Source organism: Streptomyces sp. NPDC048441 (assembly GCF_043200235.1).
In the GTDB taxonomy this organism is placed as follows: domain Bacteria; phylum Actinomycetota; class Actinomycetes; order Streptomycetales; family Streptomycetaceae; genus Streptomyces.
Genome location: NZ_JBICXM010000003.1, coordinates 180029 through 202178, shown reverse-complemented (window position 1 = coordinate 202178; position 22150 = coordinate 180029). Strand labels below are relative to the sequence as shown.

The 22150-nt window shown below is 69.2% G+C and carries 19 protein-coding genes and 1 tRNA gene; 7 read left to right on the top strand and 13 right to left on the bottom strand.

Annotated features, from left to right (window positions below; translation table 11 throughout):
- The first annotated feature begins 68 nt into the window (after positions 1-68).
- Together ACGFSB_RS08870 and ACGFSB_RS08865 are read left to right on the top strand one after the other, a co-directional pair.
- Complete coding sequence (locus tag ACGFSB_RS08870) at positions 69-1808, top strand: GAF domain-containing sensor histidine kinase (RefSeq protein WP_393396239.1); 1740 nt, start codon at positions 69-71, stop codon at positions 1806-1808.
- A gap of 123 nt (positions 1809-1931) precedes the next feature.
- Complete coding sequence (locus tag ACGFSB_RS08865) at positions 1932-2969, top strand: M23 family metallopeptidase (protein ID WP_393396237.1); 1038 nt, start codon at positions 1932-1934, stop codon at positions 2967-2969.
- Positions 2970-3048: 79 nt separating this feature from the next.
- Here ACGFSB_RS08865 and ACGFSB_RS08860 read toward each other — a convergent pair whose 3' ends face one another.
- From ACGFSB_RS08860 to ACGFSB_RS08825, 8 genes are all read right to left on the bottom strand, one after another.
- A complete protein-coding gene (locus ACGFSB_RS08860; protein ID WP_393396235.1) occupies positions 3049-3936 on the bottom strand; it encodes a Cof-type HAD-IIB family hydrolase in 888 nt (295 codons plus the stop codon).
- A gap of 61 nt (positions 3937-3997) precedes the next feature.
- Positions 3998-4921 carry an LLM class flavin-dependent oxidoreductase gene (locus ACGFSB_RS08855; RefSeq protein WP_393396233.1) on the bottom strand — a complete coding sequence of 308 codons (924 nt, stop codon included), beginning with the start codon at positions 4919-4921 and terminating at the stop codon, positions 3998-4000.
- A gap of 33 nt (positions 4922-4954) precedes the next feature.
- Positions 4955-5401, bottom strand: a complete 447-nt coding sequence (locus tag ACGFSB_RS08850) for a hypothetical protein (RefSeq protein ID WP_393396232.1) — start codon at positions 5399-5401, stop codon at positions 4955-4957.
- Positions 5402-5420: 19 nt separating this feature from the next.
- Entirely contained in the window at positions 5421-5999 is a 579-nt protein-coding gene (locus ACGFSB_RS08845) for an RNA 2'-phosphotransferase (protein WP_393396230.1), read from the bottom strand.
- A 150-nt stretch (positions 6000-6149) separates the two neighbouring features.
- Entirely contained in the window at positions 6150-7103 is a 954-nt protein-coding gene (locus ACGFSB_RS08840; protein ID WP_393397016.1) for a MerR family transcriptional regulator, read from the bottom strand.
- Positions 7104-7198: 95 nt separating this feature from the next.
- Complete coding sequence (locus ACGFSB_RS08835) at positions 7199-8131, bottom strand: metal-dependent hydrolase (protein WP_393396228.1); 933 nt, start codon at positions 8129-8131, stop codon at positions 7199-7201.
- The gene (locus ACGFSB_RS08830; RefSeq protein WP_393396227.1) at positions 8128-9909 is read right to left on the bottom strand and encodes an SDR family oxidoreductase; all 1782 of its coding nucleotides are present in this window, start codon (positions 9907-9909) and stop codon (positions 8128-8130) included. The genes ACGFSB_RS08835 and ACGFSB_RS08830 overlap by 4 nt, the downstream gene beginning before the upstream one ends.
- Positions 9906-10757 carry a M24 family metallopeptidase gene (locus ACGFSB_RS08825; RefSeq protein ID WP_393396225.1) on the bottom strand — a complete coding sequence of 284 codons (852 nt, stop codon included), beginning with the start codon at positions 10755-10757 and terminating at the stop codon, positions 9906-9908. Before ACGFSB_RS08825 ends, ACGFSB_RS08830 begins: the two co-directional genes overlap by 4 nt.
- Before the next feature lie 253 nt (positions 10758-11010).
- Here ACGFSB_RS08825 and ACGFSB_RS08820 point away from each other — a divergent pair, with 253 nt between their 5' ends.
- From ACGFSB_RS08820 to ACGFSB_RS08800, 5 genes are all read left to right on the top strand, one after another.
- Entirely contained in the window at positions 11011-12027 is a 1017-nt protein-coding gene (locus tag ACGFSB_RS08820; RefSeq protein WP_393397014.1) for an ABC transporter ATP-binding protein, read from the top strand.
- Positions 12017-12922 (top strand): ABC transporter permease, encoded by a 906-nt coding sequence (locus tag ACGFSB_RS08815; RefSeq protein WP_393396223.1) that lies wholly within the window; start codon positions 12017-12019, stop codon positions 12920-12922. Before ACGFSB_RS08820 ends, ACGFSB_RS08815 begins: the two co-directional genes overlap by 11 nt.
- The gene (locus ACGFSB_RS08810) at positions 12919-13830 is read left to right on the top strand and encodes an ABC transporter ATP-binding protein (protein ID WP_393396221.1); all 912 of its coding nucleotides are present in this window, start codon (positions 12919-12921) and stop codon (positions 13828-13830) included. The genes ACGFSB_RS08815 and ACGFSB_RS08810 overlap by 4 nt, the downstream gene beginning before the upstream one ends.
- Positions 13831-13841: 11 nt before the next feature.
- On the top strand, positions 13842-14561 hold the full coding sequence (locus ACGFSB_RS08805) for an ABC transporter permease (RefSeq protein WP_393396219.1): 720 nt from the start codon (positions 13842-13844) through the stop codon (positions 14559-14561).
- A 242-nt stretch (positions 14562-14803) separates the two neighbouring features.
- Positions 14804-14891, top strand: a tRNA-Ser gene (locus ACGFSB_RS08800).
- 109 nt (positions 14892-15000) lie between these two features.
- On the opposite strand, the gene ACGFSB_RS08795 is transcribed toward ACGFSB_RS08800, so the two are convergent.
- From ACGFSB_RS08795 to ACGFSB_RS08775, 5 genes are all read right to left on the bottom strand, one after another.
- Positions 15001-15825 (bottom strand): HAD family hydrolase, encoded by an 825-nt coding sequence (locus ACGFSB_RS08795; protein ID WP_393396217.1) that lies wholly within the window; start codon positions 15823-15825, stop codon positions 15001-15003.
- On the bottom strand, positions 15822-17111 hold the full coding sequence (serS, locus tag ACGFSB_RS08790; RefSeq protein WP_393396215.1) for a serine--tRNA ligase: 1290 nt from the start codon (positions 17109-17111) through the stop codon (positions 15822-15824). Before serS ends, ACGFSB_RS08795 begins: the two co-directional genes overlap by 4 nt.
- 684 nt (positions 17112-17795) lie before the next feature.
- Complete coding sequence (gene pheA, locus ACGFSB_RS08785) at positions 17796-18731, bottom strand: prephenate dehydratase (protein WP_393396213.1); 936 nt, start codon at positions 18729-18731, stop codon at positions 17796-17798.
- Positions 18732-18903: 172 nt separating this feature from the next.
- Positions 18904-20160 (bottom strand): iron uptake transporter deferrochelatase/peroxidase subunit, encoded by a 1257-nt coding sequence (gene efeB, locus ACGFSB_RS08780; RefSeq protein WP_393396211.1) that lies wholly within the window; start codon positions 20158-20160, stop codon positions 18904-18906.
- Positions 20161-20166: 6 nt separating this feature from the next.
- A complete protein-coding gene (locus tag ACGFSB_RS08775) occupies positions 20167-22143 on the bottom strand; it encodes a copper resistance CopC/CopD family protein (RefSeq protein WP_393396209.1) in 1977 nt (658 codons plus the stop codon).
- Positions 22144-22150 lie beyond the last annotated feature (7 nt).

Below are 22150 nucleotides of genomic sequence, written 5' to 3'. Positions count from 1 at the left end.
GGGGCGCAGGTCGGGCCGGGAACGGGTCCCGACTTTCCTCGCTAAATAGGACTAACTACTCTCAAGGCATGTCAGCCCCTTCAGCCTCCTCCGCCGCCTCACCGCAACCCGACGGCACACCGGGCCCGATCGAGGCGGCGAAGAAGGCGACCCGCAGCCTGCAAGGGCTCTCCCCCGAGCTGACCGCGCGCGTGCCGCAGCTCCTCGAGGCGATGCGCTCCGTAGGCGCCGGGCTCGAACTGCACACCACGCTGGACCGCATCTGTGAGACGGCGGCCGAGCTCGCGGACGCCCACTACGCGGCGATCGGCGTCGTCTCCGAAGACGGCAAAGGGCTCTCCGACTTCGTCTACTTCGGCATCGACGAGGAGACCGCGGAGCGGATCGGGCATCTGCCGGACGGCCACAAGGGGTTGCTCGGCGCCCTCATCCACCGGCCGGAGACCCTGCGCCTCGCGGACCTCTCGGTTGACCCCCGCTCGTGCGGCTTCCCGGCGCATCACCCGCCGATGCGGACATTCCTCGGTGTCCCCATCCGCGTACAGGGAGAGATCTTCGGCAACCTCTATCTGACCGAGAAGCGGGGCGGCGCCGAATTCAACGACTACGACATGCACATGGTCCGCGTGCTCGCCACGGAGGCGGGCATCGCCATCGGCAACGCACGTCTCTACGAAGCCGCCACGCAGCGCGAGCGCTGGATCGACGGTTCCGTCGCGGTCACCACGGCGTTGCTCTCGGGCAGCGACGCGGAGGAGGCACTCGCCGTCGTCGCCGAACAGGCCCGTCACCTCGCCGACTCGGCCGCCGGGATCGTGCTCCTGCCCGACGATGAGGGCGGCATGGAGATCGTCGCCGTTTCCTCGGACGAACCCACCGGGGCGCTCGGCGTGATCATCCCCGCGGAGAGCCGGATCGTCAGCGATCTCCTCGCCGGGGACTCCGTGTTCCTCGACGACGCGGCCACGGACCCGCGCATCATGACCGACCTCGCCCGCGGCTACGGCCCCGCCATGATGCTGCCGTTGCAGAGCGACGGTCGCGTCGTGGGGACGCTCGTCACGCCACGCGCGCGTGGGGCACGCCCGTTCAGCGAGACCGAGCGGACCCTCGCCACGCAGTTCGCCTCGCAGGCCGCGCTCGCGCTGATGATGGCCGAGGCGCAGCGCGACCGCGAGCGGCTCGCGGTGTACGAGGACCGAGACCGGATCGCACGGGACCTGCACGACCTCGTCATCCAGCGCCTGTTCGCCACCGGGATGATGCTGGAGAGCGCCCAGCGCAGGTCCGTCGTGCCCGAGGTGCAGATCGGTGTGGGCAAGGCCGTCGACGAGCTCGACGTGACGATCCAGGAGATCCGGACGGCGATCTTCGCCTTGCAGCAGGGGCCTGCCGAGGCTCCGTCGGGGCTGCGCACGCGCGTGCTGCGCGAGATCAACATGGCCGCCGTGCCGCTCGGCTTCAAGCCCACGCACCACTTCGTGGGCCCCGTCGACGCGGTGGTCGGCGAGCTCTCCGGCAAGAACCTCATCGCGGCGCTGCGCGAGGCGCTGTCCAACGCGTTCCGGCACGCGCGGTCCGATCGCATCGACGTCGTCGTCGACGCGACCGTGATCCTGCCTGACGGGCAACAGGGCGTACGCCTGACGGTCTCGGACGACGGCGTCGGCATCGCGGAGGGCGGGCGGCGCAGCGGCCTGAAGAACCTCAAGAGGCGTGCGGAGTCACTCGGCGGGGACAGTTGGTACGGCCCTGGCATCGGGGAGGGCGGCGGCGGTACGGCGGTGGTGTGGCAGGCGCCGTTCTGAACCGGCTTCTGAGTTCTGGGGCCCTGTTCGGCCGTACGGCAGTGGGCTGTTCGGGGCACCGGCTGCCCCAGGTGTACGAGTTGCGCAGGACCCGGCGACGGCGGCAGGGAAACGATCCGTGACATGCGCCTGAGCCACCGCGGTACCCACCCGCTCGTCATCGTGTCGGTACTGCTGTGCGCGCTCCTCTGCCCTACGCCCTCCCGCGCCTCCGAAGGACCGGACGTCAGCCGTGACGTGGCGCGGCTCTACGAAGAGGCGTCCGTGGCGACCGCACACTACGAAGCGGGCCGACGCGCGGCCAAGGCGCAACGGACGAAGGTCCGGAAACTGGACCGACTCCTTACGAAGGAGCGGCAAGCGGTCGAAGTGCTGCACGATGACCTCGGCCGAATGGCCAGTGCCCAGTACCGAACCGGCGGCGGCCTTCCCCAGACCGCCCAACTGCTGTTCGCCGAAAGCCCAGAAGAACTGATGCGCGGTCAGCGGCTGTTGTGGCAGGCGGACCTCGCCGTCAACAACGCCATCACCAAGACCCAGCGGGCCGCCGCCAGGCTCGCCACCGCCAAGCGCACGGCGGACAGGGCCAAGGACAGCCTCGACCGTCGCAACGCGGGCCTCGCGAAGCTGAAGCGCGGGATCGCGAGCAAGCTGGCGTCGGCGCAGTGGACCCTGCAAGGCGAGGCCGACCGGTCGGTCGCGGCCGGGCAGTGCCGTGGCGCCGTACGCCTGGATCAGCCGAAAACGGCCTCCACGCGCGCGTGGGTGACGCCCGTGGAGACCTACGCACTGTCGGCGGGCTTCGACAGTGCTGGCGCGCACTGGTCGCATCGGCACACCGGGCAGGACTTCGCGGTCGGCATCGGGGCGCCCGTACGGGCGGTCGGGGCGGGCCGGGTGGTGAGCGTGTCGTGCGGCGGCGGCTTCGGAATCGAGGTCGTGGTGTCGCACGAGGGCGGCTACTACACGCAGTACGCGCATCTGGCCGCCGTCACCGTCGACCAGGGTGAGCGGGTGCGTCCCGGGCAGTGGATCGGGCAGGTGGGCACGACCGGCAACTCGACGGGGCCGCACCTGCACTTCGAGGTGCGGCTCACGCCGGATCTGGGGTCCGGGGTGGACCCCAGGAAGTGGCTGGAGGAGCGGGGAGTGCCGCTCTAGCGGTCCTGCGCTCCTGCGGTCCTGTGCTCCTGCGCTCCCGCGTTCTCGTGCTCTCGTGGCGGCGGGGCCTGCTGAGGGCCTACCGCCCCTGCTGCTCGCTCAGGATCTGCTCGATGACGACCGCGACGCCGTCCTCGTTGTTGGCGACCGTGCACCCCGAAGCGGCGGCGAGCACGTCCGGGTGCGCGTTGCCCATCGCGTACGAAGTGCCTGCCCAGGTGAGCATCTCGATGTCGTTCGGCATGTCCCCGAAGGCGACGACCTCCGCGGGTGTGATGCCGCGCTCGGCGCAGCACAGCTCCAGGGTGCTGGCCTTGGAGACGCCGGGGCCGCTGATCTCGAGCAGCGCGCTCGGGCTTGAACGAGTGATCTCGGCCCGGTCGAGCACGGCCGCGCGGGCCACGACGAGGAAGTCGTCGGGCGCGAGCTCGGGGTGGTAGGCGAGGACCTTCAGGATGGGCTGGTCCGCGACGTCGGAGTCCTCGGCGAGGAGCTTCTCCGCGAGTGCCACGCTCTCACCGGGCTCCAAGTGCAGGGGCGGGTACGTCGGTTCGTGGTGCAGCCCACCGGACCGCTCGACCGCGAAGGACGTGCCCGGTGCGGCGGCCCGCAGGAGGTGCACGACATCGAGCGCGGCCGCGCGCCGCAGCTCCCGCAGTTTGACGAAGCGATGGCCGTCGGCGCCGCCGTGCAGATCGACCACGGCGGCGCCGTTGCCGCAGATGGCGAGGCCGTGGCCGTGGACGTGGTCGCTGACGACGTCCATCCAGCGAGCCGGTCGGCCGGTCACGAAGAAGACTTCGATCCCGGCCTCCTCGGCGGCGGCGAGTGCGGCGACGGTGCGGTCCGACACGGTCTTGTCGTCACGCAGCAGGGTGCCGTCCAGGTCCGTGGCGATCAGCCGGGCCTTGGGCCGGTGGCGGACGGAGACGGCCGGGGGCTTGGGCCGTGGGGTAGCTGAGGTCACGCCACCGATTGTCCCGCATCTGGGTGCACGGGCGTGCGCGGGGGCGCACATTTGAGTGCATTTACGCGCCTGTTGTGGCGTCTCCCAGCTGCGCCAGGGCCTCCGTGGCGATCCGCTCGAAGACCTTCTCGTCCGCCGCGAAGCCCGTCCCCGCGAGCGGCCAGTGCAGCACGATCTCGTTGAAGCCCAGCTCAGCGTGGTTGCCGGCGAAGTCCACGAAGGCGTCGAAGGAGTCCAGGGGGCGGTCCGGGGTGAAACCGGTGAGCAGGACCTTGTCGAGCTCGGCGACATCGCGGCCGATGGAATCGCAGGCGGTGGCGAGCTTCTCGGCCTGCCCGCGGATGGCTTGAAGTGACTGCTCCGGAGTGCCGTTCTCGAAGAGCTTGGGGTCGCCCGTCGTCACCCACGCCTGCCCGTGGCGCGCGGCGAGCTTCAGGCCGCGCGGCCCGGTGGCGGCGACCGCGAAGGGCAGCCGGGGGCGCTGTACACAGCCAGGGATGTTCCGTACCTCGGACGCCGAGTAGTACTCACCGTCGTGCGAAACGACGTCTTCTGTAAGAAGGCGGTCGAGCAGCGGAAGGAACTCGCCGAAGTGGTCGGCCCGTTCGCGCGGGGTCCAGGGCTCCTCGCCGGTCCTGAGCAGCGCGGTGGCATCGAAGCCGTTGCCGCCGGCGCCGATGCCGAGGGTGATCCGGCCGTCGGACACGTCGTCCAGCGTGATCAGGTCCTTGGCGAGTGTCACCGGGTGCCGGAAGTTCGGCGAGGTGACGAGCGTGCCCAGGCGCAGGTGGTCGGTGGCTGCCGCGGCGGCGGTGAGGGTCGGCACCGCGCCGAACCACGGCCCGTCGCGGAAGGTCCGCCACGAGAGGTGGTCGTAGGTGTACGCGGTGTGGAATCCCAGCTGCTCGGCCCGCTGCCAGCGCTCCTTGCCACCCTCGTGCCAGCGGCGGACAGGAAGGATCACGGTGCTCAGACGCAAACTCATGTATCCGAGCGTATGCCCCGCTCTGCCCGGCCCCTACCTGAACCTGCTGCTCAGCCAGGGAGTGAGGACGACCATGGGGATGTACTCCTTGTGCGTCGCGTCACCCGGCATCGGCACGATCAGGTGGTAGCCGGGCGGGAAGCGCCGCCCCTTCACGTAGGCGAGGCCGCTGAAGACGGACCGCAGGAAGGCGGGTACCCGGTCCCGTGGGACATCCGGGCACTCGACGCCCTCGACGGTGATCAGCGCATCGTCGTCGGGGTACAGCCGCACCGAGAGGCGGGGCAGCCCGCCGAATTCCACGAAGGCCTCGTGGGGCAGCGATCCGTCGGGATCCGTGGTCACGCCGATGCCCGCGGAGCTCCGGCGCGAGGTCTGGTCGGCGCCGATGTCGTGCGAGATCTCGATCTCCCGCTCGTACTCGTGCGCGATCTCACGGAGAACGGCGAGAGCGGCCTCGGTGCTGTGCAGGTGCTCCATGCCTATCGATCATGCCTGGTCAGTGGCGGTTCGGGAAGCGGATGTAGTCGGCGGGGACGGCGGCGGTGAGCCAGACACCGTTCGCGCTGACCTGGAAGACATGCCCGTCGCGGTGCATCGCTCCCGCGTCGACGGAGAGCACGACGGGCCGTCCGCGGCGGGCGCCGACGCGGGTGGCGGTCTCGCGGTCGGGCGAGAGGTGCACGGCATGTCGGTTCATGGGCCGCAGGCCTTCGGTACGGATCGCGGCGGCATTGCGGGCCACTGTGCCGTGGAAGAGATACGCGGGCGGGGTCGCCGGAGGCAGTTTCAGGTCCACGTCCACGGAATGCCCCTGGCTGGCGCGGATCCGGCCTTCCGCGACGGCGAAACGCTGTTTGTCGTTGGCGGTCACCACGTGCTCCAGCTCGGCACGGGTGAAGCGGAAACCGTGCGCTGTCGCTGCGGCGATGAGGGTATCGATCCGCACCCAGCCGCTCTCGTCGAGCGTGATCCCGATCCTCTCGGGCTGATGGCGCAGGTGCCTGGAAAGGTATTTCGACACCTTCACGGTGCGCCGCTCGGCAGCCGCGTCGCTGGAGGGGGGTTCTCTATTCATCCATTCAGCCTCGCGTCGTTCCGTTCTCCCCGCACTTGATTTTCGTCCACCGACTTTTCATCCGCCGATTTTCGTCCACAGGTTTGATCCACAGCCAAGTCCAGTTATCCACAGGGGAATTGGCGATTCTGTGGACAACGCCCATGCCGTTTACGTGATTTGGTCAATAAATCCATTATTGCCATGAGTTGAGGCAAGTGAGTCCAATGTCCGGGCCTGTACCTCACGTTCAGTGGCGGCTGCGATGAACGCGGTGGCGTTCGCACGCCCAACCAGCCCCTCCACGGCGTGCATTGTGGCGGCCGGCAGGGAGACGGGGAGCGGCTCCTGCGTACGTTGGACAGGTCGCCCCGATGTGAGGTGGTCCTGGAGGTGCCGGGTGGCGAACAGGCGCATGGCGCGGGCCAGTTCGGCGTCGACGGACTGCTGGGCGAGCGGTCGGAGGCGCCGGATGAGCGCGGCCGCCTCTGCCGCGTCCGCCTCGCTCGGCGGATGATGGTCGAGGTAGCGCGCGAAGACATGCTCGGTCGTGAACTCCAGGAAACGGGCGGCTATGTGCTCGACCTGCCCCCTCAACTCCCTCAGGTGGCCCGAGATCGCGGACAGCGGAACTCCTGCGGCGTACAACTCCACGGCGACGGCCAGCTCTTGAGGGCTCGGCACCAGGAATTCGTCGTCACGGCCCGGCACGGGTTCGAGTACACCGAGCGCGATCGCGTCGGCGACCGCCGCCTCGTCCGGGTCGCCGCCGAACGCCGCGTCCAGCTCAGCCCGGGTCATCCGATCGGCCTTCTCGTCCGTCCACGGACCGTCGACCTCCGCGGCGAGACCCAGCACACCGCCGAGCCCCCTGCCCGCGTCCCAGGCCTCTAGGAGCTCCTTGATGGAGGCCAGGGTGTAGCCCCGGTCGAGCAGATCGGCTATCTGACTCAACCGGGACAGATGCGCGTCGCCGTACACATTGGCGCGGCCGCGCCGCTCGGGACGGGGGAGCAGCCCGCGGTCCTGGTAGGCGCGGATCGTACGGACCGTGGCCCCGCTGTGATGCGCCAGGTCCTCGATGCGGTACTCCACCGGCCTGTGCTCGGCCTCGTGGTACTCCACCAGCCCCTGCCCGTCCACCGGCCCCTGCCCGTCCACCGGCCCCTGCCCGGCGCCCGACTGCTCGTCCACGCTCCCCGCCCTCCGTAAACCTCGTGCTAGGCGATGGCTGCCCGGCCGATCGCGGCGGCCGCGGCCCGTGCCGCGGGTGACTCCGCCAGATACTCGACGGCCTTGCGCAGCGAGCCTTCCTGCGAGGGATGGTACGACCGCCGCAGGTAGCGGGGTATGGCCGTACCCAGCTCCCGCCAGGTGGGCAGCAGGCCCTTCCTGACCGCCTTGTTGTGCTCCGCCAGTGAGTAGCGCAGGCGCCCGGCGAGTTCCGGGTCCCGGCGCATCAGATAGGCGGTGCCCCACACCCACAGGTAGAGCATCATGGGCGCCGTGACCGCCATGCCCGCGATACGGCGGGTGTAGCGGGGCAGGCCCTCGCCACCGCAGTGCTGGTACATGTCGAAGGCGACCGAGCGGTGCTCGACCTCCTCCGCGCCGTGCCAGCGCAGCAGGTCGAGCATGACCTCGTCGGCGTCCGCGTGGTCGAGGCCCTCGGCGTGCAGCACCCAGTTCCCCAGGACCGCCGTGAACTGCTCGATCGCCGCGACGACCGCGAGGCGGAAGCGCAGCCACTCCTGCGTCGGTATCGGGGCACCCAACGGCGGCTTCTCACCGAGCAGTTTCTCGAAGAGGAAGTCGACGTACTTGGTGAACGCGGCGGTGTCGAGCCGCTGCGCCGCCAGGTGGTCGAGCACATGCGCGTGCTGCACGCTGTGCGTGGCCTCCTGGCCCATGAACCCTTTGACGTCCTTGAGCAGCACCGGATCGGTGACCAGAGGCAGGCCTTCCTTGAAGACCTTCACGAACCACCGCTCCCCCGCCGGAAGCAACAGATGCAGCACGTTGATGACGTGGGTGGCGGTGGGTTCGTCCGGTATCCAGTGCAGCGGGGTCTCTTCCCAGTCGAACGAGACCCGGCGCGGAACGATCGTGTAGTGCTCCTCGGTGTTCGTGTCGGTTCTCTTCTCCGTGCTCACAGCGGCGGCTCCAATCGGGCTATCGCACGCAGGGCCCTGGGCGTGAAGCGGGACATGAGGTGGGCGCCACGGGCCTCCGGGGTGACCGGGACCACGGCCTGGTTCTTGACGACGGCACGCAGGATCGCGTCGGCGACCTTCTCCGGCGGGTAGTTCCGCAGGCCGTAGAGGCGCGAGGTCTTCTTCTGGCGGCGCTTCTCCTCCTCGGCGTCGACCCCGGCGAAGTGCGTGGTCGCCGTGATGTTCGTGTTCACGAATCCCGGGCATATCGCGGAAACTCCGATGCCCTGGCCCGCCAGCTCCGCGCGCAGGCACTCGCTGAGCATCAGGACCGCCGCCTTGGACGTGCTGTAGGCGGGCAGGGCCTTGGAGGGCTGATACGCCGCCGCGGACGCGGTGTTGACGATGTGGCCGCCCTGGCCGCGCTCCGCCATCTGCTTGCCGAAGAGCCGGCAGCCGTGGATCACGCCCCACAGATTGACGTCGAGGACCTTCTTCCAGTCCTCGGCACTCGTGTCGAGGAACGAGCCGGAGAGGCCTATCCCCGCGTTGTTCACCAGGACATCGACGATGCCGTACTCCCTGGCGACCTTCTCGGCGAGCTTCTCCATGGCCTGCTCGTCGGTGACGTCGACCGTCTCGCCCCAGGCCCCGGGGGAGCCGATCAGACGGGACATCTCCGCCGTGCGCGCCGCGCTCTCCGCGTCCCGGTCGACGGCCACGACGCGCGCGCCCGCCTCGGCGAACGCGAAGGCGGTGGCCCGGCCGATACCGCTGCCCGCACCCGTCACGAGCACCAGCTGGCCGCCGAATCGATCGGCGTGCTTCCCCGTGGCCACACTGTCGTTGGCGGGCATACCGTCCTCATTGGTCGTGACGAACTCGGTGATCCACGCGGACAGCTGGTCAGGACGGGTGCGGGGCACCCAGTGCTTGGCAGGGATGCTGCGCCGCACCAACTGCGGAGCCCACAGCTCGAGTTCGTCATAGAGCCGTTCCGACAGAAAGCTGTCGCCGGACGGCGTGATGAGCTGCACGGGCGCGTGCGCGTAGGCATCGGCGCGTGGCTTGCGCAGCCGGGCGCGGATGTTGTCGCGGTAGAGCCATGCTCCGTGCGCGGCGTCCGACGGCAGCGAGGACGTCGGGTAGTCGCCCGCGGGCACCTTCTCCATGCGCTGGAGGATCTTCGGCCACTGCTTGCCGAGAGGGCCACGCCAGGCGAGCTCGGGGAGCACCGGCGTGTGCAGCATGTACACGTACCAGGACTTGGCGCCCTGGCCGAGCAGCTGGCCGACCTTGCGCGGTGTGGGCCGGGTCATCCGCTTCTTGATCCAGTGCCCGAAGTGATCGAGCGAGGGCCCCGACATCGAGGTGAAGGACGCGATGCGCCCCTCGGTGCGCTTGACCGTGACGAACTCCCAGGCCTGCACCGAACCCCAGTCGTGGCCGACCAGGTGCACCGGTTTGTCCGGGCTCACCGCGTCGGCGACAGCCACGAAGTCATCGGTCAGCTTCTCCAGCGTGAAGCCGCCGCGCAGCGGCTTCGGAGCCGTCGACCTGCCGTGGCCGCGCACGTCGTAGAGGACGACATGGAAGCGGTCGGCGAGGCGCTCGGCGACGTCCGACCACACCTCCTTGGAGTCCGGATAGCCGTGCACGAGCAGCACCGTGGGCTGCGTCGGGTCGCCGAGCTCGGCGACGCACAGCTCGACTCCGCCCGTACGCACCCAGCGCTCGCGGGCGTCCTTGATTCCGTCGGTGATTCCTCCCGTGGTCATGCGGCGGCCCTCTCCTCAGCCCAGCGCCGCACATGCGGCAGATCGTCATCAAGCCAGAACGCGCTCTGCTCGGGGTCCTTGGAGTCGGTGACGACCAGGATCTCCTCGAACTTTGCGCCCGTACCTCTGAAACCGAGGTGCGGTTCGACCGCCCACAGCCCCTTCTGGGGCGGGTGGTCGGAGAATTTGTACGGCGACCACAGCGGGGACCAGCCGTCCCGGTGGCCATGGATCGCGTCACTAGCCAGGCCCTTCAAGGCCTGCGTGCCGAAGCCGAAGACATTCGGCGACAGGCGGCGCTCCTTGACCCGGTCGATCTTGTGCGCGATGACGCCGAAGGGATACGCGCGATGGCGGTTGGCATAGCCCTGGCGGACCATGAGCCGGTCCACGTCCTCATATATCTCGCGCAACGGGCGGCGCTCACGCACTTCGCGCAGGAGCAGCTCGCGGTGCGCCTCCAGGTCGGAGAGCAGCTTGTCGTGCACGGGATTGAGGCCGAGGCAGCCCGAGTATCCGATATCCGCGGTGTAGCCCTTGTAGACCGGGGCCATGTCGAGGATGAAGGGCATCCCCGGCTCCAGCCTGCGGTGGGTGGGGAAGAACTGCAGCGGTATCCGGAAGTTCACGAACGCCGTGCGGTCCCCGAACCAGGCGAAGGGCAGGTGGAACCAGTCCCGCACACCCCGCTCACGCAGCCACTCACGCTGCATCCGCGCCGCCTCGCGCTCGGTCACACCCGGCTTGAGCTGCGCCGCGACCGCCTCCGCGCATTCATACGCGAGGGTCTGGACTTCCCTGAACCCCCGCAGTTCCGCGGAGAGTTCGCCTGCAACTGCTGAGGTCATGCCACCGTCCGTCCGTGTCCGTTCCATCGCAGTACGCGTCCGTAACTTGACACTGATGAATGTGACAATGCTCAGCGGCTACGTCAATAGCTGTGCACGAGCCGGGCCGGACTCCGGGGTAGACCGAGGGGTATCCCCCAGGGGGCGACCTCAGGACGACCCTTACGGGCCCGTAATACCGGAGAGTGAGGCGAGGACAGCACCCTGGTCTGACGCTTGATGTGGCCTGCGCCACTACCTTCGAAATGTGACTGTGATCGCGACCGAAAGCCTGAGCAAGCGGTTCCCGAGGGTTACCGCGCTTGACCGGCTCTCCATGGATATCGGGCCCGGTGTAACCGGACTCGTCGGAGCCAATGGAGCCGGCAAGTCCACACTGATCAAGATCCTGCTGGGTCTGTCCCCCGCCACGGAGGGCACCGCCGCGGTGCTCGGCCTCGATGTCGCCACCAGCGGCGGCCAGATCCGTGAGCGCGTCGGGTACATGCCGGAGCACGACTGCCTGCCACCCGATGTGTCGGCCACCGAGTTCGTCGTCCATATGGCGCGCATGTCGGGCCTGCCGCCCACGGCGGCCCGCGAGCGCACCGCGGACACCCTGCGGCACGTCGGTCTGTACGAGGAGCGCTACCGCCCCATCGGTGGCTACTCGACGGGTATGAAGCAGCGTGTGAAGCTCGCCCAGGCCCTGGTCCACGACCCTGACCTGGTCTTCCTCGACGAGCCGACCAATGGCCTCGACCCCGTGGGCCGTGACGAGATGCTGGGCCTGATCCGCCGCGTCCACACGGACTTCGGCATCTCCGTCCTGGTCACCTCGCATCTGCTCGGCGAGCTGGAGCGCACCTGTGACCACGTCGTCGTCATCGACGGCGGCAAGCTCCTGAGGTCCAGCTCGACCACCGACTTCACCCAGACCACCACCACACTGGCCGTCGAAGTGACGGACACCGATGAGCACCCCGACGGCACGAAGGCGTTCCGCGAGGCGCTGCAGGGGCGTGGGGTCTCCACCCACGAGGGAAGCGGCCTGCCGGGCGCCGGGCACACCGTGCTGTTCGAAGCGACCGGCGACGAGACGTACGACCTGGTGCGCGACCTCGTCGCGGACCTCGGCCTCGGCCTGGTCCGGATGGAACAGCGCAGGCACCACATCGCAGAGGTCTTCCAGTCCGAGCAGAGCGAGCAGACAGAGCAGACCGAGCGATCCGGACAGCCCGAGCAGTCCGATCAGGAAGCCCGGAAGGAGGCGGTCCGTCATGGCGGTTGAGCAGACCCCGGCACACGCCGGCGAACAGACCCAGATCCACAACATCGGGTATCGCAACTACGACGGACCGCGCCTGGGCCGTTCCTACGCCCGCCGCTCGCTCTTCTCACAGAGCCTGCGCGGGGCGTACGGCCTGGGCCGCTCGGCCAAGTCCAAGGTCCTGCCCATGATCCTCTTCGCGGTCATGTGCGTACCCGCCGCGATCATGGTGGCCGTCGCCGTGACCACCAAGGCGAACGACCTTCCGCTCGACTACACCCGCTACGCGATTGTGCTGCAGGCCGTCATCAGTCTCTACCTCGCCGCCCAGGCCCCCCAGACGGTCTCGCGCGATCTGCGCTTCAAGACCGTCCCGCTCTACTTCTCCCGTCCCATCGAGCGCAGCGACTATGTACGCGCGAAGTTTGCCGCCATGGCCTCGGCCCTCTTCGCCCTCACGGCCGCGCCGCTGCTCGTGCTCTACGTAGGGGCGCTGCTCGCCAAGCTCGACTTCGCGGATCAGACGAAGGGGTTCGCACAGGGACTCGTCTCCGTGGCGCTCCTCTCGCTGCTCTTCTCCGGCATCGCCCTCATCGTCTCGGCGATCACACCGCGCCGCGGCTTCGGAATCGCCGCCGTCATCGCCGTACTGACCATCAGCTACGGAGCGGTGTCCACGGTCCAGGCCATCGCCTACGAACAGGGCAGCACCGACGCCATCGCCTGGCTCGGTCTCTTCTCACCGATCACGCTCATCGACGGCGTACAGACCGCCTTCCTCGGCGCGACCTCCGCCTTCCCCGGAGGGGAAGGCCCCTCGTCCGGCACGGGCGTGGTCTACGTGATCGTCGTCCTCGCCCTCATCGCGGGCTGCTATGGCGCACTGATGCGCCGCTACCGAAAGGTCGGGCTGTGACGACCATCAACATCGACCACACCTCACGCTGGTTCGGGAACGTGGTGGCGGTCAACGACATCACGATGAACGTCGGCCCGGGTGTGACCGGCCTCCTCGGCCCGAACGGCGCCGGGAAGTCCACCCTCATTAACATGATGGGCGGCTTCCTCGCCCCCTCTACCGGCAGCGTCACCCTCGACGCCAAGCCGATCTGGCGCAACGAACAGATCTACAAGGACATCGGCATCGTCCCCGAGCGTGAGGGGATGTACGACTTCCTCACCGGACGCGAATTCGTCGTCGCCAACGCCGAGTTGCACGGCCTGGACGAGCGTGCCGCGCACAAGGCCCTCGCCACGGTCGAGATGGAGTACGCGCAGGACCGCAAGATCTCGACGTACAGCAAGGGTATGCGCCAGCGCGTGAAGATGGCGTCCGCCCTCGTCCACGAGCCGTCGGTGCTCCTGCTCGACGAGCCGTTCAACGGGATGGACCCCCGCCAGCGCATGCAGCTGATGGACCTGCTGCGGCGTATGGGAGACGAGGGCCGTACGGTCCTGTTCTCCTCGCACATCCTCGAAGAGGTCGAGCAACTGGCCTCGCACATCGAGGTGATCGTGGCCGGACGGCACGCCGCGAGCGGTGACTTCCGCAAGATCCGCCGCCTGATGACCGACCGCCCGCACCGCTACCTGATCCGCTCCAGCGACGACCGCGCACTGGCCGCGGCACTGATCGCTGACCCGTCGACGGCCGGAATCGAAGTCGACCTCAAGGAAGGCGCGTTGCGCATCCAAGCCATCGACTTCGGGCGATTCACCGCCCTGTTGCCACGCATCGCCCGCGAGCACGACATCCGACTCCTCACGGTCTCGCCCTCGGACGAGTCCCTCGAGTCGGTCTTCTCCTACCTCGTCGCGGCCTGAAGGGAGCCATTGTGTACGACCCCACTGTCGCCCGGCTCACCTACCGGGCCCTGCTCGGCCGCCGCCGGGCTCTGATCCTCTGCGCCCTGCCCGTCCTGCTGATCGTCATCTCCGCCGCGGTCCGCGGATTCAGCGGCGCCGACGATCAGGTCGCCGTCGACCTCCTCGGCGGCTTCGCGCTCGCCACGATGGTGCCGATCATCGGCGTCATCGCGGGCACCGGCGCCATCGGCCCCGAGATCGACGACGGCTCCGTGGTCTATCTCCTCTCCAAGCCGGTCAAGCGGCCCACGATCATCATCACCAAGCTCACCGTCGCCATCGCCGTGACCATGGCGTTCTCCGCGATCCCGACGTTCATCGCGGGCATGATCCTGAACGGCAACGGCCAGCAGATCGCGGTGGCGTACACCATCGCCGCCCTGGTCGCCTCCATCGCGTACGCCGCGATCTTCCTGCTCCTCGGCACGATCACCCGGCACGCCGTGGTCTTCGGGCTCGTCTACGCCCTCGTGTGGGAGGCGCTCTTCGGGTCGCTGGTCTCCGGGGCGCGCACGCTCAGCGTCCAGCAGTGGTCGCTCGCCGTCGCCCAGAAGACCGCGGGCGGCGACCTGGTCACCTCGGACGTCGGGCTGCCGGTCGCCACCGTGCTGCTGGTCGGCGTCACGATCCTCGCCACCTGGTACGCGGGGCAGAAGCTGCGGTCGCTGACGCTGGCCGGGGAGGAATAGGAAGTAATTCAGTGGCGGGCGACTGGCGGGCGCGGGCACAGTAGTTGTGTCACCGCGCCACGACCCTGGCGCCCGCCTACTGGGAGAGGAGCCGACGTGTCCTTCAGTAGTCCGTCGAGTTCCCAGCAGGGCAGCCCGCGGCAGGCTTCGGAGTAGTTACTCACTCCGAGAGCCCCGCCCACGGGGGAGTTGCCCGGGGCGGCTGCTTCGAGCGCGCACTTCGCTGCGCGGGCCGCCCACCCGGAGGATTGGCCGAGTGGTAAGGCAGCGGCTTGCTAAGCCGTCGTCGGGACCGGAAATCCCGCGCGCGTTCGATCCGCGCATCCTCCGCGAGGCGTTGCACTGGGCTTGAGCCGCCGACTTCGGTGGCCCGGCACCGGGTGCGCGCCGTCTGTCACCGGCTTCGCCGAGTTCGTCCCCAAACGCCGGACGGGCTGATTTACCCCAGCAACCGCTCAAGCACCGCCGCGATGCCGTCCTCCTCGTTGGAGTCCGTCACCTCGTCCGCCACCGCCTTGAGTTCGTCGTGGGCGTTGGCCATGGCCACTCCATGTGCTGCCCAGCCGAACATCGGGATGTCGTTGGGCATGTCGCCGAAGGCGATCGTGTCCGCGGCCTTCGCGCCAAGGCGGCGGGCCGCGAGGGACAGGCCCGTGGCCTTGGAGAGGCCGAGGGGGAGCAGTTCGACGATGCCCTCGCCGGCCATCGTCACGCCGACCAGACCCCCGGCCACCTCACGCGCCACCGCGGCCAGCGCGTCGTCGCTCAGGCCGGGGTGCTGGACGTACACCTTGTTCAGCGGGGCCGCCCACAGCTCGGCGACATCGGTGAACGGGACGGCGGGCAGCGGGCCGTCCTGGACCGCGTAACCGGGGCCCACGATCACTTCGCCGTCGATGCCGTCACGGCTCGCGGCCAGCGCCAGCGGGCCGATCTCCGCCTCTATCTTGGCGAGGGCGATGCCCGCCAGCTGCCGGTCGAGCGTGACGGAGGTCAGCAGGCGGTGTTCGCCCGCGTGGTAGACCTGCGCACCCTGCCCGCACACCGCCAGGCCGTCATAGCCCAGGTCGTCGAGGATGTGCCGGGTCCAGGGCACGGCACGGCCGGTGACGATGATGTGCGCGGCGCCCGCCGCGGTGGCCGCGGTGAGCGCGTCGCGCGTACGCGCCGAGACCGTGTCGTCGGAGCGCAGCAGCGTTCCGTCGAGGTCGGTCGCGACGAGCTTGTACGGGAAGGACGGGGCGGCGGGAGCAGGGTGGCTCACTTGTTGATGGGCTCCAGGATCTCTCGTCCCCCCAGGTACGGACGCAGCACCTCGGGCACCCACACGGAGCCGTCGGCCTGCTGGTGATTCTCCAGGAGGGCGACGATCGTGCGTGGGACGGCGCAGAGCGTGCCGTTCAGCGTCGAGAGCGGCTGCATGACCTTCTTGCCGTCGCTGTTGTCGCGCATCCGGATCGACAGGCGGCGGGCCTGGAAACCGTCGCAGTTCGACGCGGAGGTCAGCTCGCGGTACTTGCCCTGCGTCGGGATCCACGCCTCGCAGTCGAACTTCCGCGAAGCCGAGGAGCCCAGGTCACCTGTGGCCACGTCGATCACCTGGAACGGCAGGCCGAGGCCGGTCAGCCACTGCTTCTCCCACTCCAGGAGCCGCTGGTGCTCGTTCTCCGCGTCCGCCGGGTCGACGTACGAGAACATCTCGACCTTGTCGAACTGGTGCACGCGGAAGATGCCGCGGGTGTCCTTGCCGTACGTGCCGGCCTCGCGGCGGAAGCAGGGCGAGAAGCCCGCGTACCGGAGGGGCAGCTTGTCGGCGTCGATGATCTCGTCCATGTGGTAACCGGCGAGCGCGACCTCGGAGGTGCCGACCAGGTAGTAGTCGTCCTTCTCCAGGTGGTACACGTTCTCGGCGGCCTGGCCGAGGAAGCCCGTGCCCTCCATGGCGCGCGGGCGGACCAGGGCGGGCGTCAGCATCGGGATGAACCCGGCCTCCGTCGCCTGCGCGATCGCCGCGTTCACCAGGGCGAGCTCGAGCAGCGCGCCGACACCCGTCAGGTAGTAGAAGCGCGATCCGGAGACCTTCGCGCCGCGCTCGACGTCGATGGCGCCGAGCGCCTCGCCGAGCTCCAGGTGGTCCTTGGGCTCGAAGCCCTCGGCCGCGAAGTCGCGCGGGGTGCCGATGGTGTCGAGGACGACGAAGTCCTCCTCGCCGCCGACCGGGACGTCGGGGTGGACGAGGTTGCCCAGCTGCAGAAGAAGACGCTTGGTCTCCTCGTCGGCCTCGTCCTGGGCGGCGTTGGCAGCCTTGACGGCGGCGGAGAGCTCCCCGGCCTTCTTCAGGAGCTCGGCCTTCTCGTCACCGGAGGCCTTGGGAATGAGCTTGCCGAGCGACTTCTGCTCGGAACGGAGCTCGTCGAAGCGGAGCCCGGACGACCTGCGCCGCTCGTCGGCGGAGAGCAGGGCGTCGACTAGCGCGACGTCCTCTCCACGGGCGCGCTGGGAGGCGCGAACACGGTCGGGGTCCTCACGGAGCAGGCGAAGGTCAATCACCCCACCAGGCTACCGTTGAGCGGTTCCGGCCCACGACCCGGTATTCCATTCTGTAGCGTTATGCCCTATTTGCCGGAATGTGAATTCCTGAAAATGCGGGCCGGCTGTGCACTGGCCGCGCGCTGGCTGTGCACTGATTGCGCGATGACGCATTACTGCCGGGCCATCATCACGCCGTCGTCGCGGTCGGGTCGCGCAGGTAGTTCCACTCGCCCTGGACTCCAGCGTTCTGGGTCAATGAAAAGGGCTTCATTCCCCGAAAAGGGGCAGAGGGGACTCGCCTCCTTGACTCGATCCCCTTGTGGGGAGGGCAACTTGGAGCCCCGGTTGTCCACAGGAATGGATACCTCAGAAAAGTTATCCACAGGCTGTGCGAAAGATCTGTGGATGCCGGAAGTGATCATTCCGAAAGCCGCATGTGTGACGAAGGATTCCTGTCCCAAACCACCTCGACACCCACTTTCGAGTGGAAATGGTTCGCTCCAAAGAGTTGATCAATGGAAAAGAGTGGACGAGGGGTGACGTGCGCGACTGTGGACGGACTTGTGGGTTGTAGGCCGATTTGTCGACCATGTCGCGCTTCGTTGTCGACTTGTCCCCAGGTCGAGAACCCGCCCTGTGGATAACTTTGTGGATAACGTAAATCAGCAGGTAAGACCGCTCAGGAGCCGCCGCCCCGGCGCTTCAGAACCGGCCGTCCTGGCACTGCGTCAGCCAGTCCGATGCCGCCAGGAACTCGCCGTCGGTCGTCCCGGGCCGCAGCGGCCGGAGGTCACCGGGACCGACCCCGGCCCGCGGGTACGAGCCGAGGAAGCGCACCTGCGGACAGATCCGCTTGAGGCCCATCAGTGCCTCGCCCACACGGCGGTCCGTGATGTGCCCCTCGGCGTCCACAGAGAAGCAGTAGTTGCCGATGCGCTGGCCGGTGGGCCGCGATTCGATCCGCATCAGGTTGACCCCGCGCACGGCGAACTCCTGGAGCAGTTCGAGCAGGGCGCCCGGGTGGTCGTCGCCGAGCCAGATGACCACCGAGGTCTTGTCCGCCCCGGTCGGCGCCGCGGGGCGGGCCGGGCGGCCGACCAGGACGAAGCGGGTCTCGGCGGTCGCCGCGTCGTGGATCTCGCTGACCAGCGGTTCGAGGCCGTACGTCGCCGCCGCGAATTCGCCCGCGAAGGCGGCGTCGAAGCGTCCCTCCTGGACCAGGCGCGCGCCGTCCGCGTTCGAGGCCGCCGACTCCCACAGGGCGTCCGGGAGGTTCGCGGCGAGCCAGTTGCGGACCTGGGGCTGGGCCACGGGGTGGCCGGTCACCGTCTTGATGTCCTTGATCTGCGTGCCGGGCCGCACGAGCAGCGCGAAGGCGATCGGCAGGACGACCTCGCGGTAGATCATCAAGGGCGCGCCCTTGGCGAGCTCGTCGACGGTGGTCGTCACGCCGCCCTCGACCGAGTTCTCGATCGGCACAAGCGCCGCCGCCGCGTCACCGCTCCGGACCGCGTCAAGCGCCGCCGGGACGGACACCATCGGGACGAGCTCCCGGGTGGCCGCTTCCGGGAGCGTACGAAGGGCGGCCTCGGTGAAGGTGCCCTCGGGGCCGAGATAGGTGTAGCGCATCGCCGACATACCGTCACCCTAATGGCCCGTACGTGGCATGGCTCACGCGTCTCATCAGGCGGCACCCGCCCCACGTAAGCAGGCGGCACCCGCCCCACGTAAGCAGGCGGCACCCGCCCCACGTAAGCAGGCGGCACCCGCCCCACGTAAGCAGGCGCCTCACGTACGAAGAGGCCAGGGCTCACCCCTCCAGCAGCCGCTGCCCCACGTACTCGCCCTTCGCGGCCCCGCCCGGCACGGCGAAGAGCCCGCTCGCCTCGTGCCGGATGAACTCCGACAGCGCGTCCCCTCGGTCGAGCTTGCGCTGCACCGGCACGAAGCCGCGAAGCGGGTCCGCCTGCCAGCAGACGAAGAGCAGCCCCGCGTCCGGCTCGCCGCCCTTGTCGAAGCCGTCGTGGTACGAGAACGGGCGGCGCAGCATCGCGGAGCCGCCGTTCTGGTCGGGCCGTGTGATGCGGGCGTGGGCGTTGAGCGCGATGACGTACTTGCCGTCCGCGCCCGCCTTCTCCAGCTTCGGCTCGGTCGCCTCCGTGCCACCGGTCAGCGGTGAGCCGTCGGACTTGTGCCGCCCGATGACCGCCTCCTGGTGCTCCAGGCCGAGCTTCTCCCAGTCGTCGAGGAGCATCCGGATACGGCGTACGACTACGTAGGAGCCGCCTGCCATCCACGACGGGTCTCTCGTGGCTCCTGCGGCTCCTGTGGCGGGCACATAGATCCGTCGGTCGAAGTCGTCGTCCGAAGGCTTCGGGTTGTTCGTGCCGTCGATCTGGCCCATCAGATTGCGTGTCGTCATCGGGTGCGCGGTCGCGCCTGGCGAGCGGTTGAAGCCGTTCATCTGCCAGCGCACCCGCGCCGCGTCACCGGCCTCCTTCTGGATGGCGCGCAGCGCGTGGAAGGCGACGAGCGGGTCGTTCGCGCCAATCTGCGCCCATAGGTCGCCGTCGCTGCGCGCCTTGTCGAGGTGGTCGGAGGAGAAGTCCGGCAGTGGATCGAGCGCCCCAGGGCGCTGCTTCTCCAGGCCGGTGCGAGAGAAGAAGCTGTGCCCGAAGCCGAAGGTGACGGTCAGGGACGACGGCCCCGCGTCCCGCGCGACATCCGTGTCCTCGCCCGCGGCGGCCTTCCCCGCCATCAGCCGCTCGGCCGTCGCCGACCAGCGGCGCAGCAGGGCCGCCGCCTCCTTGCGGCCCGCGCCCGCCGCCAGGTCGAAGGCGATCAGATGGCCGCGGGACTGGACGGGCGTGGTGATGCCGGGCTGATGTTTCCCGTGAAACATGACCGCGTCAGCGCCGAGGGACGTCAGAGACGCCGCAGGCGACGAGGACGAGGTGTCCGCGGGCGCCGCCGCATAGCCGGCCGCGCCACCCGCCGCGCCGAGCGCCAGGCCGGTCGCGCCGGCGGTGCCGAGCAGCCGCCGCCTTGAGATCCCGCTCTCCGTCATGGTTGTTCAGCCGATCTGCGCGTTCTTGTTCACGGTCACTTGGTCGATGTCGGAGGTGCGCACGGTCACCGCGATCTTCCAGTTGCCCGCCATCGGGATCTGTACCCCGCTCGCGCTCCAGTGTCCGGTGGTGATGTGGTCGGGAGCGACAGGCAGCGGTCCGACATCCTTCGACTTGAGAGTGAAGGAGACCTTCACCTCGGGGAGGTCGAAGGCACTGCCGTTGGGCCGCTTCACGTAGAGGTGCATGTCGTTGCTGCCGGTGCGGCCCGGGTCCAGGTCGAGCCGCACGGTGCCCTTGCCGTCGGCAGAGCCCGTGTCGAAGGGGATCTTGAGGATGAGGGGGCCGGAGCGCTGAGCGGCCGCGGCAGCGGTCTTGGAAGCCGCCGCTTCCTCCTCGGTGCGCCCGGGTTCGGTGGAGGTGAGGACCGTGGTGACGGCGAGCAGGACGACGGCGACTCCCGCTTCGGCGAGCACGGAGCGGCGCAGACCGGAGCGGTTCGGGTCGGCGTCGCGGACCCGCTTCTCGCGGGCGGTGGTCATGGCGGCCTGCTGGCGGGAGAGTTCGGCGGAGCGCTTGGAGCCCGCTTCCGCGCCCCCGGCGGGCACCGTCACCGGCTTCTTCTCCACTCGCTTCGCGAGCTTCTCCGCCCGCTTCTGCGCGCGGTCCTCGATCACTTCCGCCGCGGCGGCCTCCGGCGCCATCCCGCCCGCCTGGCCCGCGATCCGCGCCGTCCAGCGCCGTGAGGTCCAGGCGATGCCGACGAGGACGACGACCAGGCCGACCTTGACGAGGAGCAGTTGCCCGTACGACGTACCGGTGAGCGCCGACCACGAGCCGACCTGCCGCCACGACTGGTAGAGCCCGGTCGCGGCCAGGGCGGTCACGCTGCAGAGCGCCACGCGCGAGAAGCGTCGTACCGCACCGGCTTCTACTGAAGGCGCGAAGTAGAGGGCCACGACAAGCGCCGCGAGTCCGCCGAGCCAGGTGGCGACGGCGAGCAGGTGCACGACGTCCACGGGCATCGCGAGCCCCGCCTGGATGCCGGTCGACGCGTGCTCGGCCATGGCCCAGGTCGCGCCGAGCCCGATGGCGACGACGCCGCCGCCTATCGCGAGCCCGAAGGTGAGGTCCTTGCGCTCCTTGGGGTCGGTTCGCTTCTCGTACGCACCGAAGAGCACCGCGATGAAGAGCGCTGCCGCGGCGAGCAGGAGCAGCCGTGAGACCAGGGCGGCGCCCGTCTTCGTTTGAAGTACGTCGCCGAGCTTGCCCATGTCGAAGGCGTCGGCGAGCTTCCCCGACCCGGTGTAAGGGGCACGAAGGAGCAGCAGCACGAGGGTCGACGCGGCGAGCGTGACCCAGCCGGACACCACGAGGCGCTGCACGGGCCGCACCCCGGCGCCGCGCGGCCAGCAGCCGAGCACGAAGGCCGCCCCGCCGACGACGAGGATGAACCCGGCGTATGCGAGGTAGCGCGCGAAGCCGTAGAGCCCGCCGACGAATCCGCCGCCCACCTCCTGGTCCGGCAGCGCGACCTTCGTGTCGGACGGCGCGCCGACGGAGAAGGTGTAGGCCCCGGAGATGGGGTGGCTGTCGGCGGAGACGACTTGGTAGGCCACGGTGAAGGTGCCGTCCGGCAGCCCCTTGTGCAGCTTCACGCCGTAGGTGTTGGACCCGAGGTCACTGGCCTTGCCGGTGTCCACACGCTTGCCGTGCGGGTCGAGCACCCGTACGGAACCGTCGGACATGGCGACCTTCTCGGAGAAGGTCAGCGACACGGTGGAGGGCGCCTTGTCGACCACCGCCCCCTGCTTGGGGTCGCTGCCCGTCAGCGCGGCATGGGCGGAGGCCGGCGCCGCCGTGCCCAGCAGGGCGCCGAGAAGGACGGCGACGACGAGCAGGAGCCGTCCGACGCCGGGGGGTGTCCCGAAGCGGGCGGCGGCCCCGGAGCGAGCTCCACAGCGGGGAGCGATGGTCTGCATCAACAAT

Bases quoted from the DNA above. Each gene is read 5' to 3' on its own strand.
- ACGFSB_RS08865 (WP_393396237.1), top strand. From the start codon at position 1,932: ATGCGCCTGAGCCACCGCGGTACCCACCCGCTCGTCATCGTGTCGGTA.
- ACGFSB_RS08830 (WP_393396227.1), bottom strand. From the start codon at position 9,909: ATGACCACGGGAGGAATCACCGACGGAATCAAGGACGCCCGCGAGCGC.
- ACGFSB_RS08825 (WP_393396225.1), bottom strand. From the start codon at position 10,757: ATGACCTCAGCAGTTGCAGGCGAACTCTCCGCGGAACTGCGGGGGTTC.
- ACGFSB_RS08855 (WP_393396233.1), bottom strand. From the start codon at position 4,921: ATGAGTTTGCGTCTGAGCACCGTGATCCTTCCTGTCCGCCGCTGGCAC.
- pheA (WP_393396213.1), bottom strand. From the start codon at position 18,731: ATGTCGGCGATGCGCTACACCTATCTCGGCCCCGAGGGCACCTTCACC.
- ACGFSB_RS08815 (WP_393396223.1), top strand. From the start codon at position 12,017: ATGGCGGTTGAGCAGACCCCGGCACACGCCGGCGAACAGACCCAGATC.
- ACGFSB_RS08870 (WP_393396239.1), top strand. From the start codon at position 69: ATGTCAGCCCCTTCAGCCTCCTCCGCCGCCTCACCGCAACCCGACGGC.
- ACGFSB_RS08845 (WP_393396230.1), bottom strand. From the start codon at position 5,999: ATGAATAGAGAACCCCCCTCCAGCGACGCGGCTGCCGAGCGGCGCACC.
- ACGFSB_RS08775 (WP_393396209.1), bottom strand. From the start codon at position 22,143: ATGCAGACCATCGCTCCCCGCTGTGGAGCTCGCTCCGGGGCCGCCGCC.
- efeB (WP_393396211.1), bottom strand. From the start codon at position 20,160: ATGACGGAGAGCGGGATCTCAAGGCGGCGGCTGCTCGGCACCGCCGGC.
- ACGFSB_RS08850 (WP_393396232.1), bottom strand. From the start codon at position 5,401: ATGGAGCACCTGCACAGCACCGAGGCCGCTCTCGCCGTTCTCCGTGAG.